20 protein-coding genes and 1 pseudogene are annotated in these 22,139 nt (G+C 68.7%); 8 read left to right on the top strand and 13 right to left on the bottom strand.

The window, feature by feature from the left end:
* Window positions 1–34 precede the first annotated feature (34 nt).
* The 7 genes from ACIQV3_RS34160 to ACIQV3_RS34130 all read right to left on the bottom strand — a co-directional run bounded on the left by ACIQV3_RS34160 (window position 35) and on the right by ACIQV3_RS34130 (window position 6,101).
* Window positions 35–1,441 (bottom strand): nucleobase:cation symporter-2 family protein, encoded by a 1,407-nt coding sequence (locus tag ACIQV3_RS34160; protein ID WP_403719545.1) that lies wholly within the window; start codon window positions 1,439–1,441, stop codon window positions 35–37.
* Between the two features lie 369 nt (window positions 1,442–1,810).
* On the bottom strand, window positions 1,811–3,214 hold the full coding sequence (locus ACIQV3_RS34155) for an 8-oxoguanine deaminase (RefSeq protein ID WP_403719370.1): 1,404 nt from the start codon (window positions 3,212–3,214) through the stop codon (window positions 1,811–1,813).
* Between the two features lie 217 nt (window positions 3,215–3,431).
* Window positions 3,432–4,355 carry a factor-independent urate hydroxylase gene (gene pucL / locus ACIQV3_RS34150; protein WP_250740536.1) on the bottom strand — a complete coding sequence of 308 codons (924 nt, stop codon included), beginning with the start codon at window positions 4,353–4,355 and terminating at the stop codon, window positions 3,432–3,434.
* 1 nt (window position 4,356) lies between these two features.
* Window positions 4,357–4,749 carry a hydroxyisourate hydrolase gene (gene uraH / locus ACIQV3_RS34145; protein WP_250740538.1) on the bottom strand — a complete coding sequence of 131 codons (393 nt, stop codon included), beginning with the start codon at window positions 4,747–4,749 and terminating at the stop codon, window positions 4,357–4,359.
* Window positions 4,750–4,757: 8 nt separating this feature from the next.
* On the bottom strand, window positions 4,758–5,273 hold the full coding sequence (gene uraD / locus ACIQV3_RS34140) for a 2-oxo-4-hydroxy-4-carboxy-5-ureidoimidazoline decarboxylase (protein ID WP_403719365.1): 516 nt from the start codon (window positions 5,271–5,273) through the stop codon (window positions 4,758–4,760).
* 154 nt (window positions 5,274–5,427) lie between these two features.
* Window positions 5,428–5,847, bottom strand: coding sequence for a helix-turn-helix domain-containing protein (locus ACIQV3_RS34135; RefSeq protein WP_403719362.1), 420 nt, complete (start codon window positions 5,845–5,847; stop codon window positions 5,428–5,430).
* Complete coding sequence (locus ACIQV3_RS34130) at window positions 5,844–6,101, bottom strand: hypothetical protein (protein ID WP_403719361.1); 258 nt, start codon at window positions 6,099–6,101, stop codon at window positions 5,844–5,846. The genes ACIQV3_RS34135 and ACIQV3_RS34130 overlap by 4 nt, the downstream gene beginning before the upstream one ends.
* Before the next feature lie 181 nt (window positions 6,102–6,282).
* Here ACIQV3_RS34130 and ACIQV3_RS34125 point away from each other — a divergent pair, with 181 nt between their 5' ends.
* The 3 genes from ACIQV3_RS34125 (at window position 6,283) to ACIQV3_RS34115 (ending at window position 9,792) form a co-directional block, all read left to right on the top strand.
* Window positions 6,283–7,116: a TIM barrel protein gene (locus ACIQV3_RS34125; RefSeq protein ID WP_243339126.1), complete on the top strand. Its 834-nt coding sequence runs from the start codon at window positions 6,283–6,285 to the stop codon at window positions 7,114–7,116.
* Between the two features lie 74 nt (window positions 7,117–7,190).
* Window positions 7,191–8,090 carry a 2-hydroxy-3-oxopropionate reductase gene (locus ACIQV3_RS34120; RefSeq protein ID WP_403719359.1) on the top strand — a complete coding sequence of 300 codons (900 nt, stop codon included), beginning with the start codon at window positions 7,191–7,193 and terminating at the stop codon, window positions 8,088–8,090.
* Window positions 8,091–8,334: 244 nt separating this feature from the next.
* Entirely contained in the window at window positions 8,335–9,792 is a 1,458-nt protein-coding gene (locus ACIQV3_RS34115) for a catalase (protein ID WP_403719541.1), read from the top strand.
* Window positions 9,793–10,306: 514 nt separating this feature from the next.
* On the opposite strand, the gene bla is transcribed toward ACIQV3_RS34115, so the two are convergent.
* The 3 genes from bla to gcl all read right to left on the bottom strand — a co-directional run bounded on the left by bla (window position 10,307) and on the right by gcl (window position 14,026).
* Complete coding sequence (bla, locus tag ACIQV3_RS34110; protein WP_403719356.1) at window positions 10,307–11,221, bottom strand: class A beta-lactamase; 915 nt, start codon at window positions 11,219–11,221, stop codon at window positions 10,307–10,309.
* Window positions 11,222–11,497: 276 nt separating this feature from the next.
* The gene (locus ACIQV3_RS34105; protein ID WP_403719352.1) at window positions 11,498–12,070 is read right to left on the bottom strand and encodes a hypothetical protein; all 573 of its coding nucleotides are present in this window, start codon (window positions 12,068–12,070) and stop codon (window positions 11,498–11,500) included.
* A gap of 174 nt (window positions 12,071–12,244) precedes the next feature.
* Window positions 12,245–14,026, bottom strand: coding sequence for a glyoxylate carboligase (gcl, locus tag ACIQV3_RS34100; RefSeq protein ID WP_266912577.1), 1,782 nt, complete (start codon window positions 14,024–14,026; stop codon window positions 12,245–12,247).
* Window positions 14,027–14,875: 849 nt separating this feature from the next.
* On the opposite strand from gcl, the gene ACIQV3_RS34095 reads away from it, so the two are divergent.
* Together ACIQV3_RS34095 and ACIQV3_RS34090 are read left to right on the top strand one after the other, a co-directional pair.
* Entirely contained in the window at window positions 14,876–15,244 is a 369-nt protein-coding gene (locus ACIQV3_RS34095) for a hypothetical protein (RefSeq protein WP_403719348.1), read from the top strand.
* Between the two features lie 44 nt (window positions 15,245–15,288).
* A complete protein-coding gene (locus ACIQV3_RS34090; RefSeq protein ID WP_403719345.1) occupies window positions 15,289–15,777 on the top strand; it encodes a glutathione peroxidase in 489 nt (162 codons plus the stop codon).
* A 100-nt stretch (window positions 15,778–15,877) separates the two neighbouring features.
* Here ACIQV3_RS34090 and ACIQV3_RS34085 read toward each other — a convergent pair whose 3' ends face one another.
* Window positions 15,878–17,473, bottom strand: coding sequence for an AMP-binding protein (locus tag ACIQV3_RS34085; protein ID WP_403719342.1), 1,596 nt, complete (start codon window positions 17,471–17,473; stop codon window positions 15,878–15,880).
* Window positions 17,474–17,668: 195 nt separating this feature from the next.
* Window positions 17,669–18,970 (bottom strand): winged helix DNA-binding domain-containing protein, encoded by a 1,302-nt coding sequence (locus ACIQV3_RS34080; RefSeq protein WP_403719340.1) that lies wholly within the window; start codon window positions 18,968–18,970, stop codon window positions 17,669–17,671.
* Window positions 18,971–19,124: 154 nt separating this feature from the next.
* On the opposite strand from ACIQV3_RS34080, the gene ACIQV3_RS34075 reads away from it, so the two are divergent.
* The 3 genes from ACIQV3_RS34075 to ACIQV3_RS34065 all read left to right on the top strand — a co-directional run bounded on the left by ACIQV3_RS34075 (window position 19,125) and on the right by ACIQV3_RS34065 (window position 21,798).
* Entirely contained in the window at window positions 19,125–20,315 is a 1,191-nt protein-coding gene (locus tag ACIQV3_RS34075) for a magnesium and cobalt transport protein CorA (protein WP_403719336.1), read from the top strand.
* Between the two features lie 328 nt (window positions 20,316–20,643).
* Window positions 20,644–21,174: an SMI1/KNR4 family protein gene (locus tag ACIQV3_RS34070; protein WP_403719334.1), complete on the top strand. Its 531-nt coding sequence runs from the start codon at window positions 20,644–20,646 to the stop codon at window positions 21,172–21,174.
* Window positions 21,175–21,279: 105 nt separating this feature from the next.
* Window positions 21,280–21,798: a hypothetical protein gene (locus ACIQV3_RS34065; RefSeq protein WP_403719332.1), complete on the top strand. Its 519-nt coding sequence runs from the start codon at window positions 21,280–21,282 to the stop codon at window positions 21,796–21,798.
* Between the two features lie 52 nt (window positions 21,799–21,850).
* Here ACIQV3_RS34065 and ACIQV3_RS34060 read toward each other — a convergent pair.
* Window positions 21,851–22,039 (bottom strand): annotated as a pseudogene (locus ACIQV3_RS34060) (site-specific integrase); the annotation flags it as partial.
* Window positions 22,040–22,139 lie beyond the last annotated feature (100 nt).

Here is a 22,139-nt window from a genome sequence, read left to right as displayed (position 1 = left end):
CGCCGCACGCCGACCGGGGCCGGGACCAGCCCGGTCAGTGCACCAGTACCGGATCCGGCGCGGCCGGGGCCGTGCCCTTCTTGGTACCGAGGTGGTTGAAGGCCAGGTTGAGCACGATGGCCACGACGCAGCCGGTGCTGATGCCCGAGTCCAGGACGACCAGCAGGTCCTCCGGGAAGGCGTGGTAGAAGCCGGGGGCCGCGATCGGGATCAGGCCGATGCCGAGCGAGGCGGCGACGATCAGGGCGTTCTCGCCCTTCTCCATGGCCGCGCCGGCCAGGGTCTGGATGCCGCTGGCGGCCACCGAGCCGAAGAGCACGATGCCCGCGCCGCCGAGGACCGGCAGCGGTACGACTCCGATGACGGAGGCGGCGATGGGACACAGGCCCAGCAGGATCAGGATGCCGCCGCCGGCCGCGACGACGAACCGGCTGCGGACCTTGGTCATGGCGACCAGCCCGATGTTCTGCGCGAAGGCGCTGCACATGAACCCGTTGAACAGCGGGCTGAGCGCACTGCCCAGGGTGTCGGCGCGCAGGCCGCCCTCGATGGTCTTCGCGTCCGCCGGGCGGCCGACGATCTTGCCCAGCGCCAGGATGTCGGCGGTGGACTCGGTCATGCACACCAGCATCACGATGCACATGGAGATGATCGCGGCGAGCTGGAACTGCGGCGCCCCGAAGTGGAACGGCGTCGGGAAGCCCACGAGATCGGCGTTGGCGACGGCGTCGAAGTTCGTCATGCCAAGCGGCAGCGCTATGAGCGTGCCGGCGACCAGGCCGAGCAGGATGGAGATCTGCTGGAGGAAGCCGCGCAGGAACTTGCGCATGAGCAGGACGATCGCGAGGGTGGCCGCGGCCATGGCGATGTTCTTCATCGAGCCGTAGTCGGTGGCGTGACTGTTCCCGCCCTGCGACCAGTTGAAGGCCACGGGGAGCAGCGAGACACCGATGAGGGTGATGACCGTACCGGTGACGACCGGTGGGAAGAACCGCACCAGTTTGCCGAAGTACGGGGCGGCGAAGAAGCCGAGGACTCCGGCGACGATGATCGCGCCGAAGATGATCGGGATGGCGTTGTCGCCCTCGCCCTTGCCGATGGCGATCATCGGGGTCACACCGGCGAAGGAAACGCCGTTGACGAAGGGGAGTTTGGCGCCGATCTTCCAGAACCCGAGGGTCTGGAGGAGGGTGGCGAGCCCCGCGGTGAAGAGGGAGGCCCCCATCAGGAAGGCGGTCTCGGTGGCGGAGAGGCCCACGGCCGGGCCGACGATCATGGGCGGGGCCACTACACCCGCGTACATGGCGGCCACGTGCTGGAGACCGCTGGTGAACATTTTCAGCGGGGGCAGGGTTTCGTCGACCGGGTGCTTTCCCCCCTGGTCTTCCGAGACCTGCGGTACTGCGACTGCGTCTTTGCGAAACCTGGGCGCCTGGGCCACGGCTTCCTCCGAACTGTTAAACACGCCGGCAGGGACGTGATGTGTCTGGGAGGTGGTGCGAAAGCTGTGCGAGTCGAGCCTGTATGGAGTTGTGGTGCTGCGAATGCTTGTCCCAAGGGGTGCGGAAACGATTCGCCCGAGTCGTTCCACGCGGGGGCGGCAGAGGGCCGCCGGTAAGGAAGTCACAGAGGGCTGGAGGTGCCGTAGCAGTGGCGCGGTACACGGGCTGCGGGGCCAGTGGCACGAGTCACCGCTCCCGGGGCGCCCTTGGAAAAACCTCGGGCGCTACCCGGGAACAGCTGCCGCGGACCCCGCTCGGGTCCACGGCCGCCGGCCGGGGGCCGTCCCCCCCGGCCGGACTCCGTGGGATCAGGCCTGCGCGGAGATCCGCGCCAGGCGCTGGGCCTCTTCGCGCGTGGACACCGCGATGGCGTCCTCGTCGGCGAAGAGCAGACGGTTGTTCTCGACGATCTGCTTGCCGTTGACGAACGACGCGGTGACCGGGGCCGCCGCACCGAAGACCAGCGCCGTGACCGGGTCGGCGATCGAGGAGTGCAGGAGGGTGTTCAGGTTCCAGAGCACCAGGTCGGCGCACTTGCCGACCTCCAGCGAACCGATGTTCGAGGCGCGGCCGAGGACCTGGGCGCCGCCGTAGGTACCGAGGCGCAGGGCCTGGCGGGCGTTGAGCGCACGCTCGCGGTGGACCGGGTTCAGGCGGTTGATCAGCAGCGCGTTGCGCAGCTCGGTGTGCAGCTCACCGGACTCGTTGGAGGCGGTGCCGTCCACGCCGAGGCCGACCGGGACACCGGCGGCGAGCATGTCCGGGACGCGGGCGATGCCGGCGGCCAGACGGGCGTTGGAGGACGGGCAGTGCGCGACACCGGTCTTGGTACGGGCGAACGCGGCGATGTCGGAGTCGTTCATGTGGACGCTGTGCGCCATCCACACGTCCTCGCCGAGCCAGCCGGTCGACTCGAAGTAGTCGGTCGGGCCCATGCCGAACAGTTCCTTGCAGAACTGCTCTTCCTCGACGGTCTCCGAGCCGTGCGTGTGCATGCGCACACCCAGGCGGCGGGCCATCTCGGCGCCCTGCTTCAGCAGCTCGGTGGAGACCGAGAAGGGGGAGCAGGGGGCGACGGCGACCTGGGTCATCGCGTCGAAGGAGGCGTCGTGGTACTTCTTCACGGTCGCCTCGGTGTCCGCGAGGGCACCTTCGAGGGTCTCGACCGCGTGGTCCGGCGGCAGGCCGCCGTCCTTCTCGCTGCGGTCCATGGAGCCACGGGCGAGGGTGAAGCGGACGCCCATCTCGGACGCGGCGCGGATGATCGACCCGGAGAGGTCGCCCGAGCCCTTGGGGAAGACGTAGTGGTGGTCCATCGCGGTGGTGACGCCACCCTTGGCCATCGCGGCGAGGGAGCCCTGCGCGGCCGTGTACGTCATCTGCTCGTCGATGCGCGCCCACGTCGGGTACAGCGCGACCAGCCAGTTGAAGAGGTTGTGGTCGGTGGCCAGACCACGCGTGATCCACTGGTAGAAGTGGTGGTGCGTGTTGACCAGACCGGGGGTCACGAGGTGCCCGGTGCCGTCGATGCGGCGGACGACGTTCTCGAGGTTGTCGGGGGCCTTGCCCGCACCGACGAACTCGATCTTGTTACCGGCGAGCACCACGTGACCCGAGGCGTACTCGGTGTCGTTGGCGTCGACGGTCGCAATCGCACAGTTCTCGATGACGATGCGCTCTACGGCGCTGTCATTGGCTGCCGATGCTGCCATGGGACTTCCTCGTGCTTTCAGTGGCGGTGCGGGCACGGCAAAACCCAGGGGATTTGAGTGCCGGAGCCGGGGGCCTTGACAGCTGACAGTACTGCCGCCCCGTGTGGTGCGTCCGGGTGCCGATTCAGGAAGTTGAAAGTGTTGAGAGTGTTGAGAGTGCTGACGGGTGTCGCGTCGTCCCGGGGCCACTGCGGAGCCCCGGGACGCGCGTGCCGCATCAGAGGTTGGTCATGTCCACGGGGATACGGGCGTCTACGCCGTCGCGGAGGACCGTCGCCTCGATCAGACCGTAGGGACGGTCCGCGGCGAAGTACACCTCGTTGTCGTTCTTGAGACCGAAGGGCTCGAGGTCGACGAGGAAGTGGTGCTTGTTCGGGAGCGAGAAGCGAACCTCGTCGATCTCCGAACGGTGGTTGATGATGCGCGAACCCATCTGGTAAAGGGTCTGCTGCAGCGACAGGGAGTAGGTCTCCGCGAAGGCCTGGAGCATGTGCTTCCGGGTCTCGGCGTAGGACTTCTCCCAGTTGGGCATCCGCTGCTCGTCATCCGACCAGGCGAAGCGCCAGCGAGCCGAAACCTGGGTCGCCAGGATGCGGTCGTAGGCCTCCTTCAGGGTCGTGTACTTGTCCTTCACGTAACCCCAGAACTCGGAGTTCGTGGAGTTCATGACGGTCAGGTCCTTGAGGCCGGAGATGACCTCCCAGTTCTTGCCGTCGTACGTGATCTGGGTGACGCGGGTCTCCATGCCCTCGCGGACGAAGGAGTGGTTCACCTCGTCCGAGCCGATGAACTTGGAGTTCGCGTCCGAGGTCGCGATCCGGGACCAGGAGTACTCCTCGATCCGGATGCGGGCCTTCTGGATCGGCTCCTGGCTGTTGACGAACCAACGCGCCAGGTGGATGCCGAACTGCTCGGCGGACTCGATGCCGTACTCCTTGGCGAACGCGTACACCGTGTTCTTGGTGGTGTCCGTCGGCAGGACGTTGGCGTTCGAGCCGGAGTAGTGGACGTCGTCCATGTCGCCGGAGAGGGCGACCGAGACGTTCAGGTCCTTGATGTGGTGGGTGTCGCCGTCCCGCGTGATCTTGACTACGCGGTTCTCTGCTTTGCCGTACTGGTTCTGGCCCAGAATGGTGGCCATGCTAGCTCCCTCGGTAAACGGAGTAGCCGAACGGGTTGAGCAGCAGCGGTACGTGATAGTGCTCGCCCGGGTTCACCGCGAAGGTGATGGTGACCTCGGGGAAGAACGCACCGCTGTCCCTTACGCGGGGGGCGTCCTGCTGTGCCTCGGCGGCTTGCTTCTTTGAGAAGTACGTCTCGGTCTCGAAGTCGAGGCGCACGTGGGTGGTGCCCTCCGGCAGGGCCGGCAGGTCCTTGCAGCGCCCGTCGGCATCGGTGGCGGATCCGCCCAGGGCCGCCCACTCGCCGTCGAGCCCCGTACGGGCCGACAGGGAGATCGCGACGCCTTCGGCGGGCTTTCCGATGCTGGTGTCCAGGATGTGCGTGGACACCGACGCGGTGGTTTCAGTGCTCATGCTCGGTCTTACGCTCCTTCTGCGGTTTCCACGAGACGGGTCAGGCGGATCCGGTTGATCTTGACGAGCTCGCCACGAGCGATTTCCCGCTCCTGTTCCGGCGAGTTCTCGATCCGGACCTTGACCGCGTCCCGCATGAACTCACCGGTCGCACCGGTGGCGCAGATGAGGAAGACGTGGCCGAACTTCTCCTGGTACGCCAGGTTCAGTTCGAGGAGCTCGGTCTTGAGCTCCTCCGAGGCACCGGCCATGCCGCGCTGCTCGCGGGCGGAGGTCGGGTCTCCCGGCTTCGGCCGGCCGATCGGCGCGTGGCCGCCCATCGCCTCGCCCAGGTCCGCCGCGGTGAGCTCGGCCATGGCGGCCTCGTTCGCGGAGAACAGGGTGTCGACGGTGGTGAAGGGACGCTGGGCGAGCAGCTTGCTGCCCCATGCCGAGCTGGCACACACCTCGTGCAGCTCGGCCGTGGCCTCGCTGTCGTCCAAGGCGTTGAACCGGGTGAGACCCGGGGTCGGACTCGAAGTCACGGTAGGCCTCCGTGGCCTGTTGTTGCTTTGACGGGCTGCGCATAGCTAACGCCCTCGACAACACGGCGTCAACACTTTGTTGAAACTTCCCGTACACAAAAGCCGCCGCCCGGGTGAATTGGGCGGCGGCTCGTCACGGTGAGTCAACCAGGATTCACTCTTGGTTGGTCGCTCCGGACCCTTTGGCAGTGGCTCCGGACCCTTTGGCAGTGTTCGAGTCCCTGTTCAAGTAGTTGTAGACCGTGAAGCGACTCACGCCCAGGGCTCCCGCGACCGTTTCCACACCGTGCCGGACCGAGAAGGCGCCGCGCGCCTCCAGTATCCGCACGACGTCCTGCTTGGACTTCCGGTCGAGCTGGGCCAACGGTACGCCGTGCCGGCGCTCCAGCGCCGCCAGGATGTGGTCCAGCGAGTCGGAGAGCTGCGGAAGCCGTACGGCCAGCAGGTCCTGACCCTCCCATGCGAGCACGACGTCGTCGGGCTGAGCCAGGGACGGATCCATCAGCTCGCCGCCCATCGCGTCCACCAGCGGCTTGATCGCCGCGACGAACGGGTGGTCCCCGGGCTCGGTCATGGCGTGTCCTCCCCGGTCCCGATCACATTGACCTGGAGCGAGACGCGCGTGGCTCCGGCTTCCAGGGAGTTTCGCAGCAGCGCGGCGACCGCGGTCAGCACCGCCTCGGACTCCCCCTCGGCCGTGTTGCCGAACGGGCCGACGTCCACCGCGTCCAGGTGGGCCGTCTGAATGACCTCGCGAGCGGCTACGGCATGGGCAGGGGCCTCTTCTAGATCGAAGGGCTCGGTCGTGAACTCCACTCTCAATCGCACGCCGCTCAAGCTACCTGGACTGGAAGGAGTGGCGCGATGGCGCCCCCTTGAGGGGTGGCGGTCGGGCGACGGGCGGGCCGGACTTTTCGGGAGGCGGTACTTGACAACCAGGCCACCCTGCTTGCAGTCTTCCATCAGGCAGAAACTAACTTCCGCAATACGGAAGGAGCGCACACCCCTCATGGGATACACGGACCAGCGCTTCGATGTAAATCTTTCGATCCTCTTCACGGAACTCCCGCTCCTGGAGCGTCCCGCGGCCGCTGCCGCAGCGGGCTTCACGGCGGTCGAGCTGTGGTGGCCCTGGATCGAGACCCCCACCCCCGCTCAGGAGGAGCTCGACGCCCTCAAGACCGCTCTTGAGGACGCCGGCACCCAGCTGGTGGGCCTGAACTTCTACGCCGGCCAGCTGCCGGGTCCGGACCGCGGTGCGGTCTCGGTTCCCGGTGAGGAGTCGGAGCGCTTCAACGCCAACATCAACGTGGCTGCGGACTTCGCAGCCTCGGTCGGCTGCAAGGCGCTGAACGCCCTCTACGGCAACCGCGTCGAAGGCGTGGACCCGGCCGTTCAGGACGAGCTCGCGCTGAAGAACCTGGTCGTGGCGGCTCAGGCCGCGGACCGCGTCGGCGCGATCCTCCTGATCGAGACCCTCAACAAGCCCGAGTCGCCGCTCTACCCCCTGGTGAGCGCCCCGGCCGGCATCGAGGTAGTGGACAAGGTGAACGAGGCCACCGGCCTCGGGAACGCCAAGTTCCTGCTCGACCTGTACCACCTGGCGATGAACGATGAGGACCTCTCCGAGGTCATCGAAAAGTACGCCGCCAAGACCGGACACGTCCAGATCGCGGACAAGCCGGGACGAGGTGCCCCCGGCACCGGCGAGCTGCCCCTCGAAGAGCTGCTCGACCAGCTCCAGAAGGCCGGCTACCAGGGCTTTGTCGGTCTCGAGTACAAGGCCGCCGACGCCGCCGCCTCCTTCGCATGGCTGCCGGCCGAGGCCCGCGCCGCGAAGTAAGCGGAAAAGTCCGGGCGAACAGCCAGGCACCTGACGAACTTTTCGTACGAAGCATTAAGAGAAGGACCCTCATCATGAGCAACCCCACTGCGCTCCCGTCGATTGCCTGGATCGGTCTCGGAATCATGGGCTCCCCCATGGCCGAGAACCTCCTGAAGGCCGGCTACTCGGTCACCGGCTTCACGCTGGAGCAGGACAAGCTGGACCGCCTGGCCGCGGCCGGTGGCGGCGCCGCCGGTTCGATCGCCGAGGCCGTCAAGGACGCCGACGTCATCATCACGATGGTGCCCGCCTCCCCGCAGGTCGAGGCCATCTCCTACGGTGAGAACGGCATCCTCGAGAACGCCAAGTCCGGCGCGCTGATCATCGACATGTCGTCGATCACCCCGCAGACCTCGATCGACCTGGCGAAGAACGCCACCGCCAAGGGCATCCGCGTCATCGACGCCCCGGTGTCCGGTGGCGAGGCCGGTGCCATCGAGGCCGTCCTGTCGATCATGGTGGGTGGCGAGCAGGCCGACTTCGACGAGGCCCTCCCGATCCTCGAGGCCCTCGGCAAGGTCATCGTCCTGTGCGGCCCGCACGGCTCCGGCCAGACGGTGAAGGCTGCCAACCAGCTCATCGTCGCGGTGAACATCCAGGCGTGCGCCGAGGCCGTCGTCTTCCTCGAGAAGTCGGGCGTGAACCTCGAAGCCGCCCTGGACGTGCTCAACGGCGGTCTGGCCGGCTCCACGGTCCTGACCCGCAAGAAGGCCAACTTCCTGAACCGCGACTTCAAGCCCGGTTTCCGGATCGACCTGCACCACAAGGACATGGGCATCGTCACCGACGCCGCCCGCAACGTCGGTGCGGCCCTCCCGGTCGGCGCGGTCGTCGCCCAGCTGGTCGCCTCGCTGCGCGCCCAGGGTGACGGTGGCCTGGACCACTCCGCGCTGCTCCGCGCGGTCGAGCGCCTCTCCGGCGCCCAGATCTGAGCTCCGCTCGGATAGGCGGCCCCCTCACCGGGCCGCCACCCGCCCCGCTCGCGGGGCCCTGAGTTTCCGGATGGTGCCGGTGCTGACACCTGTCCTGTCGCGCCCAAGTGCCGGCACCGTCCGGATTACCTCTCCTCCACTCTTTCTTTCAACAAACTGTTGACGTCGAGTTCATGCCGAAATTAGGCTGTTCCGCATGACGGAAGACGGATTCCGTCAGCAGTTCCCCGTACGGAAGGTCACCATGTCGAAGCGCACGCTGACGACCGAGTCTGGCGCCCCGGTCGCCGACAACCAGAACTCCGCTACCGCCGGCGTCGGTGGCCCCCTGCTGATCCAGGACCAGCAGCTCCTGGAGAAGCTCGCCCGCTTCAACCGCGAGCGCATCCCGGAGCGCGTGGTGCACGCCCGCGGTTCCGCGGCGTACGGCCACTTCGAGGTGACCGACGACGTCACCGCGTACACCAGCGCGGCGTTCCTGAACACGGTCGGCAAGAAGACCGAGACCTTCCTGCGGTTCTCCACCGTCGCCGACTCGCTGGGTGGCGCGGACGCGGTCCGCGACCCGCGCGGCTTCGCGCTGAAGTTCTACACCGAAGAGGGCAACTACGACCTCGTCGGCAACAACACCCCGGTGTTCTTCATCAAGGACCCGATCAAGTTCCCCGACTTCATCCACTCCCAGAAGCGCGACCCCTTCACGGGCAAGCAGGAAGCGGACAACGTCTGGGACTTCTGGGCGCACGCCCCCGAGGCGACGCACCAGATCACCTGGCTGATGGGTGACCGCGGCATCCCGGCGTCGTACCGTCACATGAACGGCTACGGCTCCCACACGTACCAGTGGACCAACGCCCAGGGCGAGGCCTTCTTCGTCAAGTACCACTTCAAGACGAACCAGGGCATCCGCTGCCTGTCGGGCGAGCAGGCCGCCGAGCTCGTCGGCTCGGACGCCAACTCGCACCAGACCGACCTGCTGCAGGCGATCGAGCGCGGTGTGAACCCGAGCTGGACCCTGTACGTCCAGGTCATGCCGGCCTCCGAGGCCGCGGACTACCGCTTCAACCCGTTCGACCTCACCAAGGTGTGGCCGCACAGCGACTACCCGCTGCAGCGCGTGGGCCGTCTGGTCCTCGACCGCAACCCGGACAACGTCTTCGCCGAGGTCGAGCAGGCCGCGTTCTCCCCGAACAACTTCGTCCCGGGCATCACCGCCTCGCCGGACAAGATGCTCCAGGGCCGCCTCTTCGCGTACGCCGACGCCCAGCGCTACCGCCTCGGTGTGAACCACACCCTGATCCCGGTCAACGCCCCAAAGGCGACGAAGGCCGACAACTACGGCCGCGACGGCGTCATGGCGCTGCGCAACGGCTCGCGCCACGACAAGAACTACGAGCCCAACTCGCACCAGGGTCCGGCCGAGACCGGTCTGGCGCTGGGCGCCCCGAAGGCCGTCCACGGCTACACGGGCACCCACGAGGCTCCCGCCCACACCAAGGACGACGACTTCTTCCAGGCCGGTGAGCTCTACCGCCTGATGTCGGAGGCCGAGAAGCAGCGTCTGGTGGCGACCATCGCCGGCGGCCTGTCTCAGGTCACCCTCGAGGACGTCATCGAGAAGAACCTGGCTCACTTCCACGCCGCGGACGCCGACTACGGCAAGCGCGTCGAGGAGGCCGTCCGCGCCCTGCGCGACGCCTGAGCCGAAAAGCTGCGCCGGGATTCTGACGGGAGGTCAGGATCCGGGTGCTGAGCCCACACCGCGGACCCGGATGAGGGGTGGTACGCGGTGAGGGCAGGACGAGGACCGTGGCGAGCGTGCGAGCCAGTGCGGTGGTAATGGGTTCCGAGGCCCGTCTCTTGACCTGAGGGAGACGAAGCCGGAGTTCTCGTCGCCGCTCGCCACGGTCCCAGCCAAAACCTGTCCCCATATATAGGGGACAACCTCCCTCACCCTCTCCGCCCGGCGGTGCGAACGTCCTCTCCTGGACGCAGTCCTCACACCGCTCCGCGGGCATCGGGCCGGCTGCGCCGGCCTCCGGCCGTCGGGTTCCGCCCGACGCCACCACAACTCCGCCCGGCGGTGCGAACGTCCTGTCGCGCCAGCCTCGTACCGTCGGGCGGTAACAAGCAACACCCGCTCAAAGAGCCGAGTCACGGACGGTCCCGTGACTCGGCTCTTTGTCATGCCCGGGGGCGGCTCCCGCAGCAGTCTTCTAGGCGAGTTCCGCCGCCAGCAAGGCGGCGGTCTTGGCCACCAGTGGGTGGTCGGCCGGGGCGTCTTCCTCGTGTTTGGCCGTCAGGACGGCCATCACGATGGGTGCGTTGTCCGGGGGCCAGGTGATGCCCGCGTTGTTGTTGCCTCCGTACTTTCCGCCGCCGGTCTTGTCGGCGAGGATCCAGTCGGCGGGGAGGCCGGCGCGGAACCTGTCGCCGCTGGTCGTGTTGGCGAGCAGCCAGCCGACGAGCCGTTCCCGGTCCTGGGGTACGAGTGCGTCACCGAGCGCGAGGCGCGCGTAGGTCCGGCCGATGGCGCGGGGGGTGGTGGTGTCGGTGACGCGCCAAGGTTCCGCCGAGTTGAGTTCGGGCTCCCAGCGATCGAGCCGGGTCCTGCCGTCCCCGATCGAGCGACAGAAGCGGGTGATGGCGGTCGGTCCCCCGAGTTCGCGGAGCAGCAGGTTTCCCGCGGTGTTGTCGCTGTGGCAGATGGCTGCGTCGCACAGTTGGGCGACGGTCATGCCGGTTTCGAGGTTCTCGGCTTTGCCGGCCTCCGGGGAGTAGCCCGACTTCCTTACGTACTCTGCGGTGTACCGGATGCGCTTGGCCAGGAACTCGCCGTCGTGGTCGAGGTCGCGCAACACGGCCGCGGCGGCGATCGTCTTGAACAGGGAGCACATCGGGAAGCGTTCGTCGGCCCGGTACGCCACCGTCCTGCCTGTGCGCATGTTGCGGGCGAAAACGCCGAGGCGGGCGGAGTGCTGCTGCTCAAGCTCCCTCAGCCTTGAGGTGATGCCGCCCCCGGCGGCTAAGGCGTGTGCCGTTCCGCCGAGGGGCAGGGCGGCAGAGAGTGCCGCGCCGGCTCCGAGAGCGAGTGCAGTGCGGCGGGACGGGCGTGGTCCTGTGGTGCGCAAGGCGTTCCCCTTCTGAGGTGGTCATGACGTGCGTCCACGCACGTGGCTGCCGGGCTGGATTCGCTACGGATGCGACACCCGGGACGAGGCGCCCGGCCCATGGCTCCTGCCACCCTTGCGCGCCTCGTACGCACATGCATGAGTACCCATACTCAGAGACGCCGCGGGAACCCGTTGATCCTCGCGTCGTCCTACCGCGCCACGACCACACTTCCTGCGTTCCTCCCCAGGGCTGGGCGAGCCCTTAGGTCCGGGGTGGCGCAGACGGGGCTTGAGTCACAGGAGGCGGCGCACGGCGCGGACGATCGAGCGGCGGCGGTCGTCGGCGCTCTCGGCCTCGGTCGTGGCGGCGGGCATCCCGGTGGGGTTGCCCGGGTTCCATGCGAGGGCGATGCTCAGGACGAGGGTGAGCAGTGCGGTGGGGGAGAAATCGGCGCCGGTGCCGTCCTTCTTCTGCACCGAGTCGAGCGCCTCCAGCTTCGCGTCGCGTGTCGGTGCCGCGACCGCCGGGTCCCGGTCGTGGCTGTCGCCGCGCTCCAGTCGATGCCAGGTGGCGAGCCGGATGACCTCGGGGTGCTGCCGGCAGTAGTCGAAGAGCCTCCCCGCGTACCCGGGGAGGTCGTCTGGCGTGAAGGGAACCGCGTCCGACGCGACCAGCAGCACCGTGCACCACAGGGTGACCCCGGCCATCAGCCAGCGGATCAGCCGCCACCGGGGGATGCCCAGCGCGGCGCCGAGCAGGGACGAGCCCCAGGTTCCGAAGAGGGCGGGCCCCGCCAGACCGAAGCCCACCACGCCGTACCGCTCGAAGAGCCGCCGCGCCCTCCGCCCCGCGGTGCGAGCGCGCACTTCACCGCCCGATGAAACGCACGTACGGGCTGGACCAGGCCGCCGGCCTGACGCCGCGTGCCGTCTGGTGGAACGGGGCCGGGGCCTGGGGTCCGTAGGGAATGCGGAACGGCCCCCGTTCCTCCTGGAGGAGGGACGGGGGCCGTTCGGTGGTGCTAGACCAGCCTGACGGGACTAGGCGGGCAGGGTGTTGCGGAGCGCGGTCGGGGCGTGACCCAGCTCGGTCGCGACCTCTTCGAACTCGGTGACATCGCTCATGTCGACCGTCTTGCTCATCGAGATGTTGGTGATGCGCTCGAGGATGGCCTCGACGACGACCGGGACCTGGTGCTCCTGGGCCCACTTCTTGGCCGTCTCGAAGGCCTCGCCCAGCTTGTCCGGGTCGGTGACGCGGATCGCCTTGACGCCCAGGCCCTCGGCGACCTTGACGTGGTCGACACCGTAGACACCCAGCTCGGGGGTGTTGATGTTCTCGAATTCGAGGTTGACCTCGAAGTTGATGCCCAGACCGCCCTGCGCCTGGCGGATCAGACCGAGGTAGGCGTTGTTCACGAGGACGTGAACGTAGGGGACCTTGTGCTGGGCGGCGACCGCCAGCTCCTCGATCATGAACTGGAAGTCGTAGTCTCCGGACAGGGCGACGATCGGGGTCTCCGGGTCCGCGGTGGCGGCACCGATCGCGGCCGGGATGGTCCAGCCGAGGGGGCCGGCCTGGCCACAGTTGATCCAGTTGCGCGGCTTGTAGACGTGCAGCATCTGCGCACCGGCGATCTGGGACAGACCGATGGTGGTGACGTAGCGGGTCTCGGGGCCGAACGCCTTGTTCATCTCCTCGTAGACGCGCTGCGGCTTCATGGGGATGTTGTCGAAGTGCGTGCGGCGCAGCAGCGTCGCCTTGCGCTCCTGGGCGGAAGCGGCCCAGGCGCTGAAGTCGGGCAGCTTGCCCTCGGCCTTGAGCTCCTTGGCGATCTCGACGAAGAGCTCCAGGGCCGCCTTGGCGTCCGAGGCGATGCCGAAGTCCGGGGCGAAGATCTTGCCGATCTGGGTCGGCTCGATGTCGACGTGGACGAACTTGCGGCCCTTGGTGTAGGCGTCAAGGTTGTAACCGGTGTGACGGTTGGCCCAGCGGTTGCCGATGCCGAAGACGAAGTCCGACTCGAGGAACGTCGCGTTGCCGTAGCGGTGCGAGGTCTGGACACCGACCATGCCGGCCGCCAGCTCGTGGTCGTCCGGGATGACGCCCCAGCCCATGAGGGTGGAGATGACCGGGACGTTCGTCAGCTCGGCGAACTCGACCAGCAGGTCGGAGGCGTCGGCGTTGATGATGCCGCCACCGGCGACGATCAGCGGGCGCTCGGAGTCGAGCAGGAACTGCAGGGCCTTGCGGGCCTGGGCGCGGGTGGCGCTCGGCTTGTAGACCGGCAGCGGGGAGTAGGTCTCGGGGTCGAACTCGATCTCGGTCAGCTGGACGTCGATCGGGAGGTCGATCAGGACCGGGCCCGGCCGGCCGGAGCGCATCAGGTGGAAGGCCTCCTGGAACACGCCCGGAACCTGGGCGGCCTCCAGGACGGTCGTCGCCTTCTTGGTGACCGGCTTGGCGATCGAGGCGATGTCGACGGCCTGGAAGTCCTCCTTGTGGAGCTTCGAGACCGGAGCCTGACCGGTGATGCACAGGATCGGGATGGAGTCCGCGATCGCGGAGTACAGGCCGGTGATCATGTCGGTGCCGGCCGGGCCCGAGGTACCGATGCAGACGCCGATGTTGCCGGCCTTGGCGCGGGTGTACCCCTCGGCCATGTGCGAGGCGCCCTCAACGTGGCGGGCCAGGGTGTGCGCGATTCCGCCCACGTTCTTGAGCTCGCGGTAGAACGGGTTGATCGCAGCACCGGGGACACCGAACGCTTGTTCGACACCCTCGAGCTTGAGGATCTCCACTGCAGCGGCGGCGGCTGTCATACGAGGCATCGAGTTCTCCTGCGGGTCTGGCGGGTCAGGCTTTTCCGTAATCCGGAAGTTTTGTTCTGCTATACGGAACAAGCTAAGCGGGGACTCCCCGCAACGTCAAGGCGGTACGGCACCCCGGAACCCACCAAAAGCCACGTCTTGGGCAGTGAGTTGTACGAAAAACCAGGCCTCGGCCGAAAATCGGGGGTCCGCCCACCCCCGCGGTGGCAGGTGGTGGACCATGGGCCTACGCACAGCGACGAGGGGGGTCCGGTTCTGATGGCGGATGCGGTACCGGTGCGCTGCCCGGCGTGCCTGCGCGAGAACGGCTATGCCGCCCCGGTGTTCCCCTGCGCCTGCGGGAATCCGGTCATCCCTCCCCTGGACCTGGCGTCACCGCCCCGGGAGCTGACCCACCGCACCTGGACGGACAGCTGGGTCGCGGTGCGGTGCGAGGCCTGCGGCCGGGAGAGCGAGTGGCCGCATCCGGAGGTGGGGTGCACCTCCTGCGGGACGGTGGTGCTGGTTCCGGTGCATCCGCTGGAGCCGGTGGGCGGGGTTCCCTCCGGCGGGGATGTACGGACATCCCCTCGCGCGACGGAGACGCCCGGGCGACCGGGGGCGGGTACGGGGGCGGCGGCTGGGGCTGGGGCGGCTGCGTCTGGGGCCGGGGCCGGGGCTCCTGCAACGGGCCCGAGGCCCGATCGGGCTCAGGGTCCGGCTCAGGGTCCGGCTCAAGGTCCGGCTCAGGGGTCGACTCAAGGTCCGGCTCAGGGTCCGCCGCCCACCCCGGCCGGCCCGCCCCCGGCCGGCCCGCCCCCCGCCCCGGACCCCGCCGTGCCCCGTCCCGCCTTCCGGCCCGTGACCATCCGGACCGCCCGGGACGCGGTGGTCACCGCGGCCCTGTACCTGCGCTGGCTCGGCTTCCAGGACGTGCGCCAGCCCGACGGCCGGCCGCTCCCCTCTACGGCGGTGGACCTGCGGGCCCCCGGCCTGGTCGCCCAGGTGGACCCGACCACGGCCCCGGCCGGGCTGCGGGCGGTGGAGTGCGTCTGGCTGAACGGGCTCACGGCCTGCGCCACCAGCGTGTACTTCTCGCTCGCCGGATATACGGAGGACGCGCGCGCCCGCGCGGACGACCTCGGGATACCCCTCTTCGTCATGGACTTCACGGGCATGCCCCAGCCGGTCAACGACCCGGCGCGGGACCTCCTCGGCATGGGGGCCTAGGCTCGGGGGGGTATTACATGCGTTTGCCTGCCGAGGAGAGCTTGATGAGCCTGTACGACATCCCGCTGACCACCCTGTCCGACGAGCCCACCAGCCTCGCCGCGCACAAGGGCAAGGCGATCCTGCTCGTGAACACGGCCTCGCAGTGCGGTCTCACCCCTCAGTACTCGGGTCTGGCCCGCCTGCAGTTCAAGTACGAGGAGAAGGGCTTCACCGTCATCGGCGTGCCCTGCAACCAGTTCGGCGGCCAGGAGCCCGGCAACGCCGACGACATCCAGACGTTCTGCGCGGCCGGCTTCGGGGTCACCTTCCCGATGCTGGAGAAGTCCGACGTCAACGGCGAGAACCGCCACCCGCTCTACGAGGAGCTGGTGAAGTTCAAGGACGCCGAGGGCGAGGCCGGTGACATCACCTGGAACTTCGAGAAGTTCCTGATCTCCCCCGCCGGCGAGGTCGTGGGCCGTTTCCGTCCGCGCACCGAGCCCGAGGCCGCCGAGGTCGTCGCCGCGATCGAGGCGCAGCTGCCGGCCTAGCACCGCCTGAGTACCGAGGGCCGAGAGCCGAGGCCGGGAGCTGGTACGGGGCCGCGCGCGCAGCCCCGTACCGGCCCTCGGGCGTCCGCGGGGGCCGGGGTCAGTTCACCTGCCGCTCCTGGCCCGACCAGTACGGCTCGCGGAGTTTGAACTTCTGGATCTTGCCGGTGGCCGTACGCGGGATGGCGGCGCGGAACTCGACCGACGTCGGGGCCTTGTACCCGGCCAGTCGCTGCTTGCAGTGGGCGATGATCTCCGCCTCCCGGACCGCGTCTCCCTCGGCGCCCCCGGCGCCCCCGAATCCCGTGGCTCCCGCGGCTCCCGTGGCTCCCTCCACGAGGACCACGAGGGCCTTGATCGTCTCGCCCCACTTCTCGTGCGGCACACCGATGACGGCGACCTCCGCGACCGCCGGATGGCTGAAGATCGCGTCTTCCACCTCGATCGACGACACGTTCTCGCCGCCGGTGATGATCACGTCCTTCTTCCGGTCGGAGATCGTCAGATGGCCGTCGGCCTCGTCGACGGTGCCGCCGTCACCCGTATGGAACCACCCGTCCCGCAGCGCGGCCGCGGTCTCCTCCGTCTTGTCCCAGTACCCCTCCAGTACGACGTTCGACCTGGCCAGGACCTCGCCGTCCTCGGAGACCCGCAGGGTGACCCCGAGCGCCGGCAGCCCCGCGCGCGCGAGCTTGCGCGCCCGTTCCCCGGCCGGCAGCTCCGCGTCGGCCGGTCGGATCCGGTTGAAGGTGAGCAGCGGCGAGGTCTCGGTCAGCCCGTAGATCTGCGTGAACTCCCAGCCCAGCTCCTCCCCCATGCGCTGGATCGTCCGGCTCGGCGGCGGGGCGCCCGCGCAGACGACCCGTACCCGGTCACGGCCCGGGATCTCGCCCTCCCAGCTCGCCGCCGCGTCCAGCACGGTGTTCCACACGGCGGGCGCACCGCACATCAGCGTGACCCCGTGCTCCTCGACCCGGCGCAGGATCTCGGCGCCGTCGACCTTGCGCAGCACGACCTGTTTGACACCGAGCCCGGCCATCACGAAGGGCATGCCCCAGCCGTTGCAGTGGAACATCGGGAGGGTGTGCATGTAGACGTCACGCTCCCAGACCCTGGTGTGCAGGCCGAAGGTGAGCCCGTTCACCCAGATGTTGCGGTGGGTCAGCTGCACCCCCTTGGGGCGGGCGGTGGTCCCCGAGGTGTAGTTGATCGTCGCCGTCGCGTCCTCGTCCGGGCGCGACCAGGGCCGCGGCTCCACTCCGAAGCGCATCAGCGCCGCGTCCGTCTCCGCCCCGAGGACGAAGCGGTGGCGGGCCCTGACGCCCGACAGCGCCTCGTCGAGTTCGGGGTCGACGAGCAGCACCGAGGCCCCGCTCTGCCGGACCACGTAATCGACCTCCTCCGGCTTCAGCCGGAAGTTGACCGGTACGCAGACGCGCCCGCTCATCGGCACCGCGAACAGCAGCTCCAGGAGCCTGGCGGAGTTGTGGCTGACCACCGCCACGCGCTCGCCCTCACCGACCCCCAGCGCGTCGAATCCCGCCTGCCAGGCCCGTACGCGCTCGCCGAGCCTTCCGTAGGTCGAATCGGGGACCGGTGGAGCGGGCTGATCCGGCTCGTCCACCACGCCCGGACTGGACGAGAACCCCAGCTCGGCCCGGTCGAGGAAGTCCGTGACGGTCATGGGAATCCGCATGTGCTCTCTCCTAGCTAGGTCCCTGATCCCGAACAGCTGCCCGCCTGACGCGCCGCCGCCGCCCGTAGGTGGGGGGCGGCCCGCCACGAACGAGAACGATCGCGGGTGATCGCGGTCGTGCCAGGCATCGTGCCGTGTCCGGCGTACGGGCCACCAGAGCGCGGCGGTCGTCCCGGCTCCTGCGGCTCGCCCGGCTCATGCGCGGATGGACCCGAAGCGGACGGAGCCGGAGCCGGAGCCGGTGACTGAGACTGAGTCGGAGCCGGAGCCGCCCGCACGGCCCTCACCCGCAGGGCCCTCACCCGCAGGGCCCTCACCCGCCGCCCCCGCACCCATCTCCGCGAGAAGCCTCTCGCCCTCGGCCACGATCTCCGCCTTGTCCGCCTTGGACACCGCGGAGAACAACTCGACGGTGAGCGTCCCGCCGCCCTTCCCACTGCCCGTCCCGCCGCCCGTCCCGCCGCCCGTTCCGCCGCCCGTTCCGCCGTCCAGCTTCCAGAGCCCGGCGAGGAAGCCGTCGAGGAGCAGGGTGCAGTGGGCCTGGTTCCCGGTCCAGGTGCTCCCCTTCAGCTCGGGCGCGATCACCCGGGAGCGGTCGGCGTGGGAGAGGAGCAGGTTGTCGAACTCGGGAAGGAACCGGGGCGGCGCGGGCTGCCCGGCATCGGGGCGGGGCCCGTCGGGCAGATCGAAGAGTTCGACGCCGTTCTCGTCCTGGAACACCTCCAGGACCGGCCTGAGCCGCTCGAAGGCCTCGCGCAGCCGGGTGAGCCCGGCCCACGTCTGCATGTCCTTGACGGAGGCGGGCCCGAAAGCCCCGAGATACCGCAGAACGGCATCATCGATCCCCGAGCCCTCTCCACCGGCCCCCGAGCCCTCTCCACCGGACCCCCCACCCTCTCCTCCTGCTCCCCCGTCCCCTCCCACCCACTGGCTCAAGGTGGTGAGACGTACCTGGCCGCTCTTCCCCCAGACCCCGCGCGGGGTGACCTGGACGAGCGGCAGCCGGCAGCGCGCGGCGACGGACAGCGACTGCGGGTCGGCTCCGGGCCACTCCTTGAGCAGTTCCTCCCGTATCTCCGCCATGGTCCGCGGCTCGGCCTCCACGAACACCCGCGCGCGCTCGGCCAGCCGGTCCAGGTCCACTCCGACCAGGCCCTTGCGGAAGTAGTTGATCTCCCGGTCGCGGGCGGGCTGGACGAGGGGACGCAGGGTGAGCGCGTCGTCCACGGTGTGCGTGTGAATGGTGGACCTCATGGTGACCATCCGGACCACCTGCCGGGACTCCATCAACCCGGCGAGCTCGGCCGGCCCGAATCCGGCGAGGCGGGCGTGGAGCTGGAAGTAGGGCGGCTTCACATTCTGCGCCTGCAGCCCCAGCAGGTGCCTCGTGGCGTCCTGTGCGGACATCTCGGCCCGGGTCAGGAGCAGCTGACGGGCGAGCGTGGCACGGTTCAGCGCACGGGTGCCGAGTACGGGACGCTTCGTCTTGGAGGCCATGACAGCAACGTAGCGGCCCATGCGGACACCCTCTGTCCGCAACTCCGAACCGGTCGCACCCGCCCGCACGGACCCGCATGAACCCTCGGGTCCATTCACCCGGATATCCTGCCCCTTGCCCGTAAACACCCGTTCGACCGGGAGCTGACCTGCGATGTCGGAGCGACCAGACCGCCGCCCCTCGCCCCCGTCCGCCTCCACGCCCTCACCCACGCCCGCGAAGCGTGCGGGATGGCGGCGCCCGGCCGCCCCTCCCCCCACCCCTCCCGCCACACCCCCACGGGCCCCGAAGCCGCCACCGCCGGCCCCCACCCCCGCGGACCACCGCAGCGTGATCGACTCCGCGGTCTACCGCGACGGAGTCCGGGTCGCCTCCCCCACCACCCTCGCCGACACCTTCCGCCGGCTGCGCGAACAGCCCGACGGCATGGCCTGGATCGGCCTACACCGCCCCACGGAGCCCGAACTCCACTCCCTGGCAGACGAGTTCAACCTCCACCCGCTCTCCATCGAAGACGCCCTGGAAGCCCACCAGCGCCCGAAGCTGGAGCGCTACGGAGACACCCTCTTCGTCGTCCTGCGGGCCGCCCGCTACCTGGACGCGCTGGAGGAGGTCGATTTCGGCGAGCTCCACATCTTCGTCGGCCCCGACTTCCTGATCACGGTCCGCCACGGCGCGGCCCCGGACCTCTCGGCGGTCCGCCGCCGCATGGAGGAGTCCCCCGAACTCCTCTCCCTCGGCCCGGAAGCCGCCCTGTACGCCATCCTCGACGCGGTGGTCGACGGCTACGCCCCCGTCGTCGAGGGCGTCCAGATCGACATGGACGAGATCGAGACCGAGGTCTTCAGTGGCGACCCGGAAGTATCCCGCCGCATCTACGAACTCTCCCGCGAAATGGTCGAGTTCCAGCGCGCCACCCGCCCCCTGGTCGGCATGCTCCACAGCCTGATGGCAGGCTTCGCGAAGTACGGCACGGACGAGGAACTCCAGCGCTACCTCCGCGACGTAGCCGACCACGTCACCCACACCAGCGAACGCGTGGACGGCTTCCGCCAGGCCCTGACCGAAATCCTGACGGTCAACGCCACCCTGGTCTCCCAACAACAGAACGCCGAAATGCGCGCCTTGGCCGAGGCCGGCTTCGAACAGAACGAGGAGATCAAGAAGATCTCCTCGTGGGCCGCCATCTTGTTTGCACCCACACTCGTGGGAACCATCTACGGCATGAACTTCGAAGACATGCCCGAGTTGAAGTGGGCGGGCGGCTATCCCTTCGCAATCCTGCTGATGGCAGTCGTCTGCGTCAGCCTGTACGTCATCTTCAAGAAGCGCGACTGGCTGTAGACCGCACAGCAGCACCATTGATCAACTTAGCTCATGCGAACGCTGAGAAGTGGCCCGCAGGACCCCCTGGGGAGAATCTGGGGAGAATCCGCAGCCCGCCCATGCCGGGCGCTCCCCCGCGCCTTGGGGCCGCCCCTCCCGCACCGCCGACCACCTTCGACGGCACGCGATTGCGGAGGGTAACGACAACGGGTGGCACAGCAGATGCTGTGCCACCCGTTGTCGCGACCAGGCCTGTCCCGTCTCCCCCGACGATTACAAGCCGGCAGTCGTCCAACGACCTTGCCCGTGGGGCGTCGATGTCCGACCCCCTGTCTAGCCTGTCTCCGTGAAGCCCACCGATGACCGCCAGTTCCCCGCCGCGCTCGCCACCGCGATGGCCGTTCGATTCGACTATGCCGACGGGAAGACCGGGGTCGACTTCGAACCCTTCCCGGCCTTCCTGTCCGCTGCCGAGACCACCGACTGGTTCCAGGCATGGACCGGGAACAGCGAACTGGACGGCAACCACTTCCGCGTGTTCGGACAAGACGGCACGGGCGGGTACGCGGCGATCTGGCTCATCCGCCCGAGCCGCCCTCTGGCCGAGCAGCCCATCGTCTTCCTCGGCTCGGAGGGCGAGACCGGTGTCGTAGCACGCGACCTGGGCGACTTCCTGTGGCTACTGGCCGACGGCTTCGGCCCCTGGGAAGCCGCCACGTCCTACGAGCCGGACTGGAAGGCGCAGCCCAATCCGGAGCTGGCAGCCATCGCCGAAGGATTCGCACCGCACCAACGCCACTCGGCGGCAGCCGTGATCGAGCTGGCGACCCGGGAGTTCCCCGACTTCGACGACACCATCATGGACCTCTGCCGCTGAACCCAGCGTCGTCACCTGCACGACCAGCCGGAATCACGGGAATGACGGAACGCTCAAGTCACCGCGCCCCTCTGTCGCGTTCGAGCATCGCTGCAGCCTCTGGCCATGAAGCACGGGGAAAGCGGGGACGCGCTCGTTCTGGAGGCCCGCGAGATGCCGGCCGCCGGACAGGGCAAGGAGGAGGTCTTCGCCGAACTGGCCGCGCGCACCGGTGACTGGGACGCCTGCGCGTTGGCCCTATGTCTGACCCTGGGAGTGTCCCGGCCGGACGCCGAAGCTCGAATCCACGAGGCACGGCCCCTCTTCGACGAGTTCGCGGCGGGAGAGGAAGACATCGTCGCCATGCTCCTCGCCTGTGGGCACGTGTTCGCCGTGGACCAAGTGCTGGACGGTCGCGGCGAGCGGATCCGCAACCTGTTGTGGACTGCCGCCTGCGCCCGCGGAGGCTTTCCTGGCGGCATGATCCCCTGGTTTCGAACCGAAAAGCTCACGAAGATCTTCCTGCTCTTCGCGGCGGACCCGGTTCCGGGACGGGCGGGGGCTCATTTCCCGAGTTCTCGGCGGCCATGGTTACGGCCGGGGAACTTCTGGCGACCGAGGACAGCCCGGACCAGGCGGAGGTAACGGCGGGGCTGGAACACTGCCGGGCGCAGGCGACCGCTGTCGGTACGGGCTCTCAGATGCTGCCGTGAGAGGAGACGAGGCCCTCAGGTACGTACTCGGGCACCGTGCCGAGCAGTGCGTCGATGGCCGCGCGTCCCTTGCCGCCGGCCTCCGGCATGAAGTGGGTGTAGTGGTCGAGGGTGATGGTCGGACTTGAGTGACCGAGCCACCGGGCGAGCGTGACAATGGACTCGCCCGCTTCGGCGGCATATACCTCCCCTACGAAGGCTGACGGGTCCGGAACAGCACCCTGCGACCGGTCGCAGGCGTTCCCGATGCGCGAGCCCGGCAGGCCTTACCCA

Origin of the sequence: Streptomyces sp. NPDC099050 (assembly GCF_044759865.1) — a bacterium.
In the GTDB taxonomy this organism is placed as follows: Bacteria; Actinomycetota; Actinomycetes; order Streptomycetales; family Streptomycetaceae; genus Streptomyces.
Note: the sequence above shows the minus strand (reverse complement) of the source record. Positions and strands in the feature narration are given on the sequence as shown.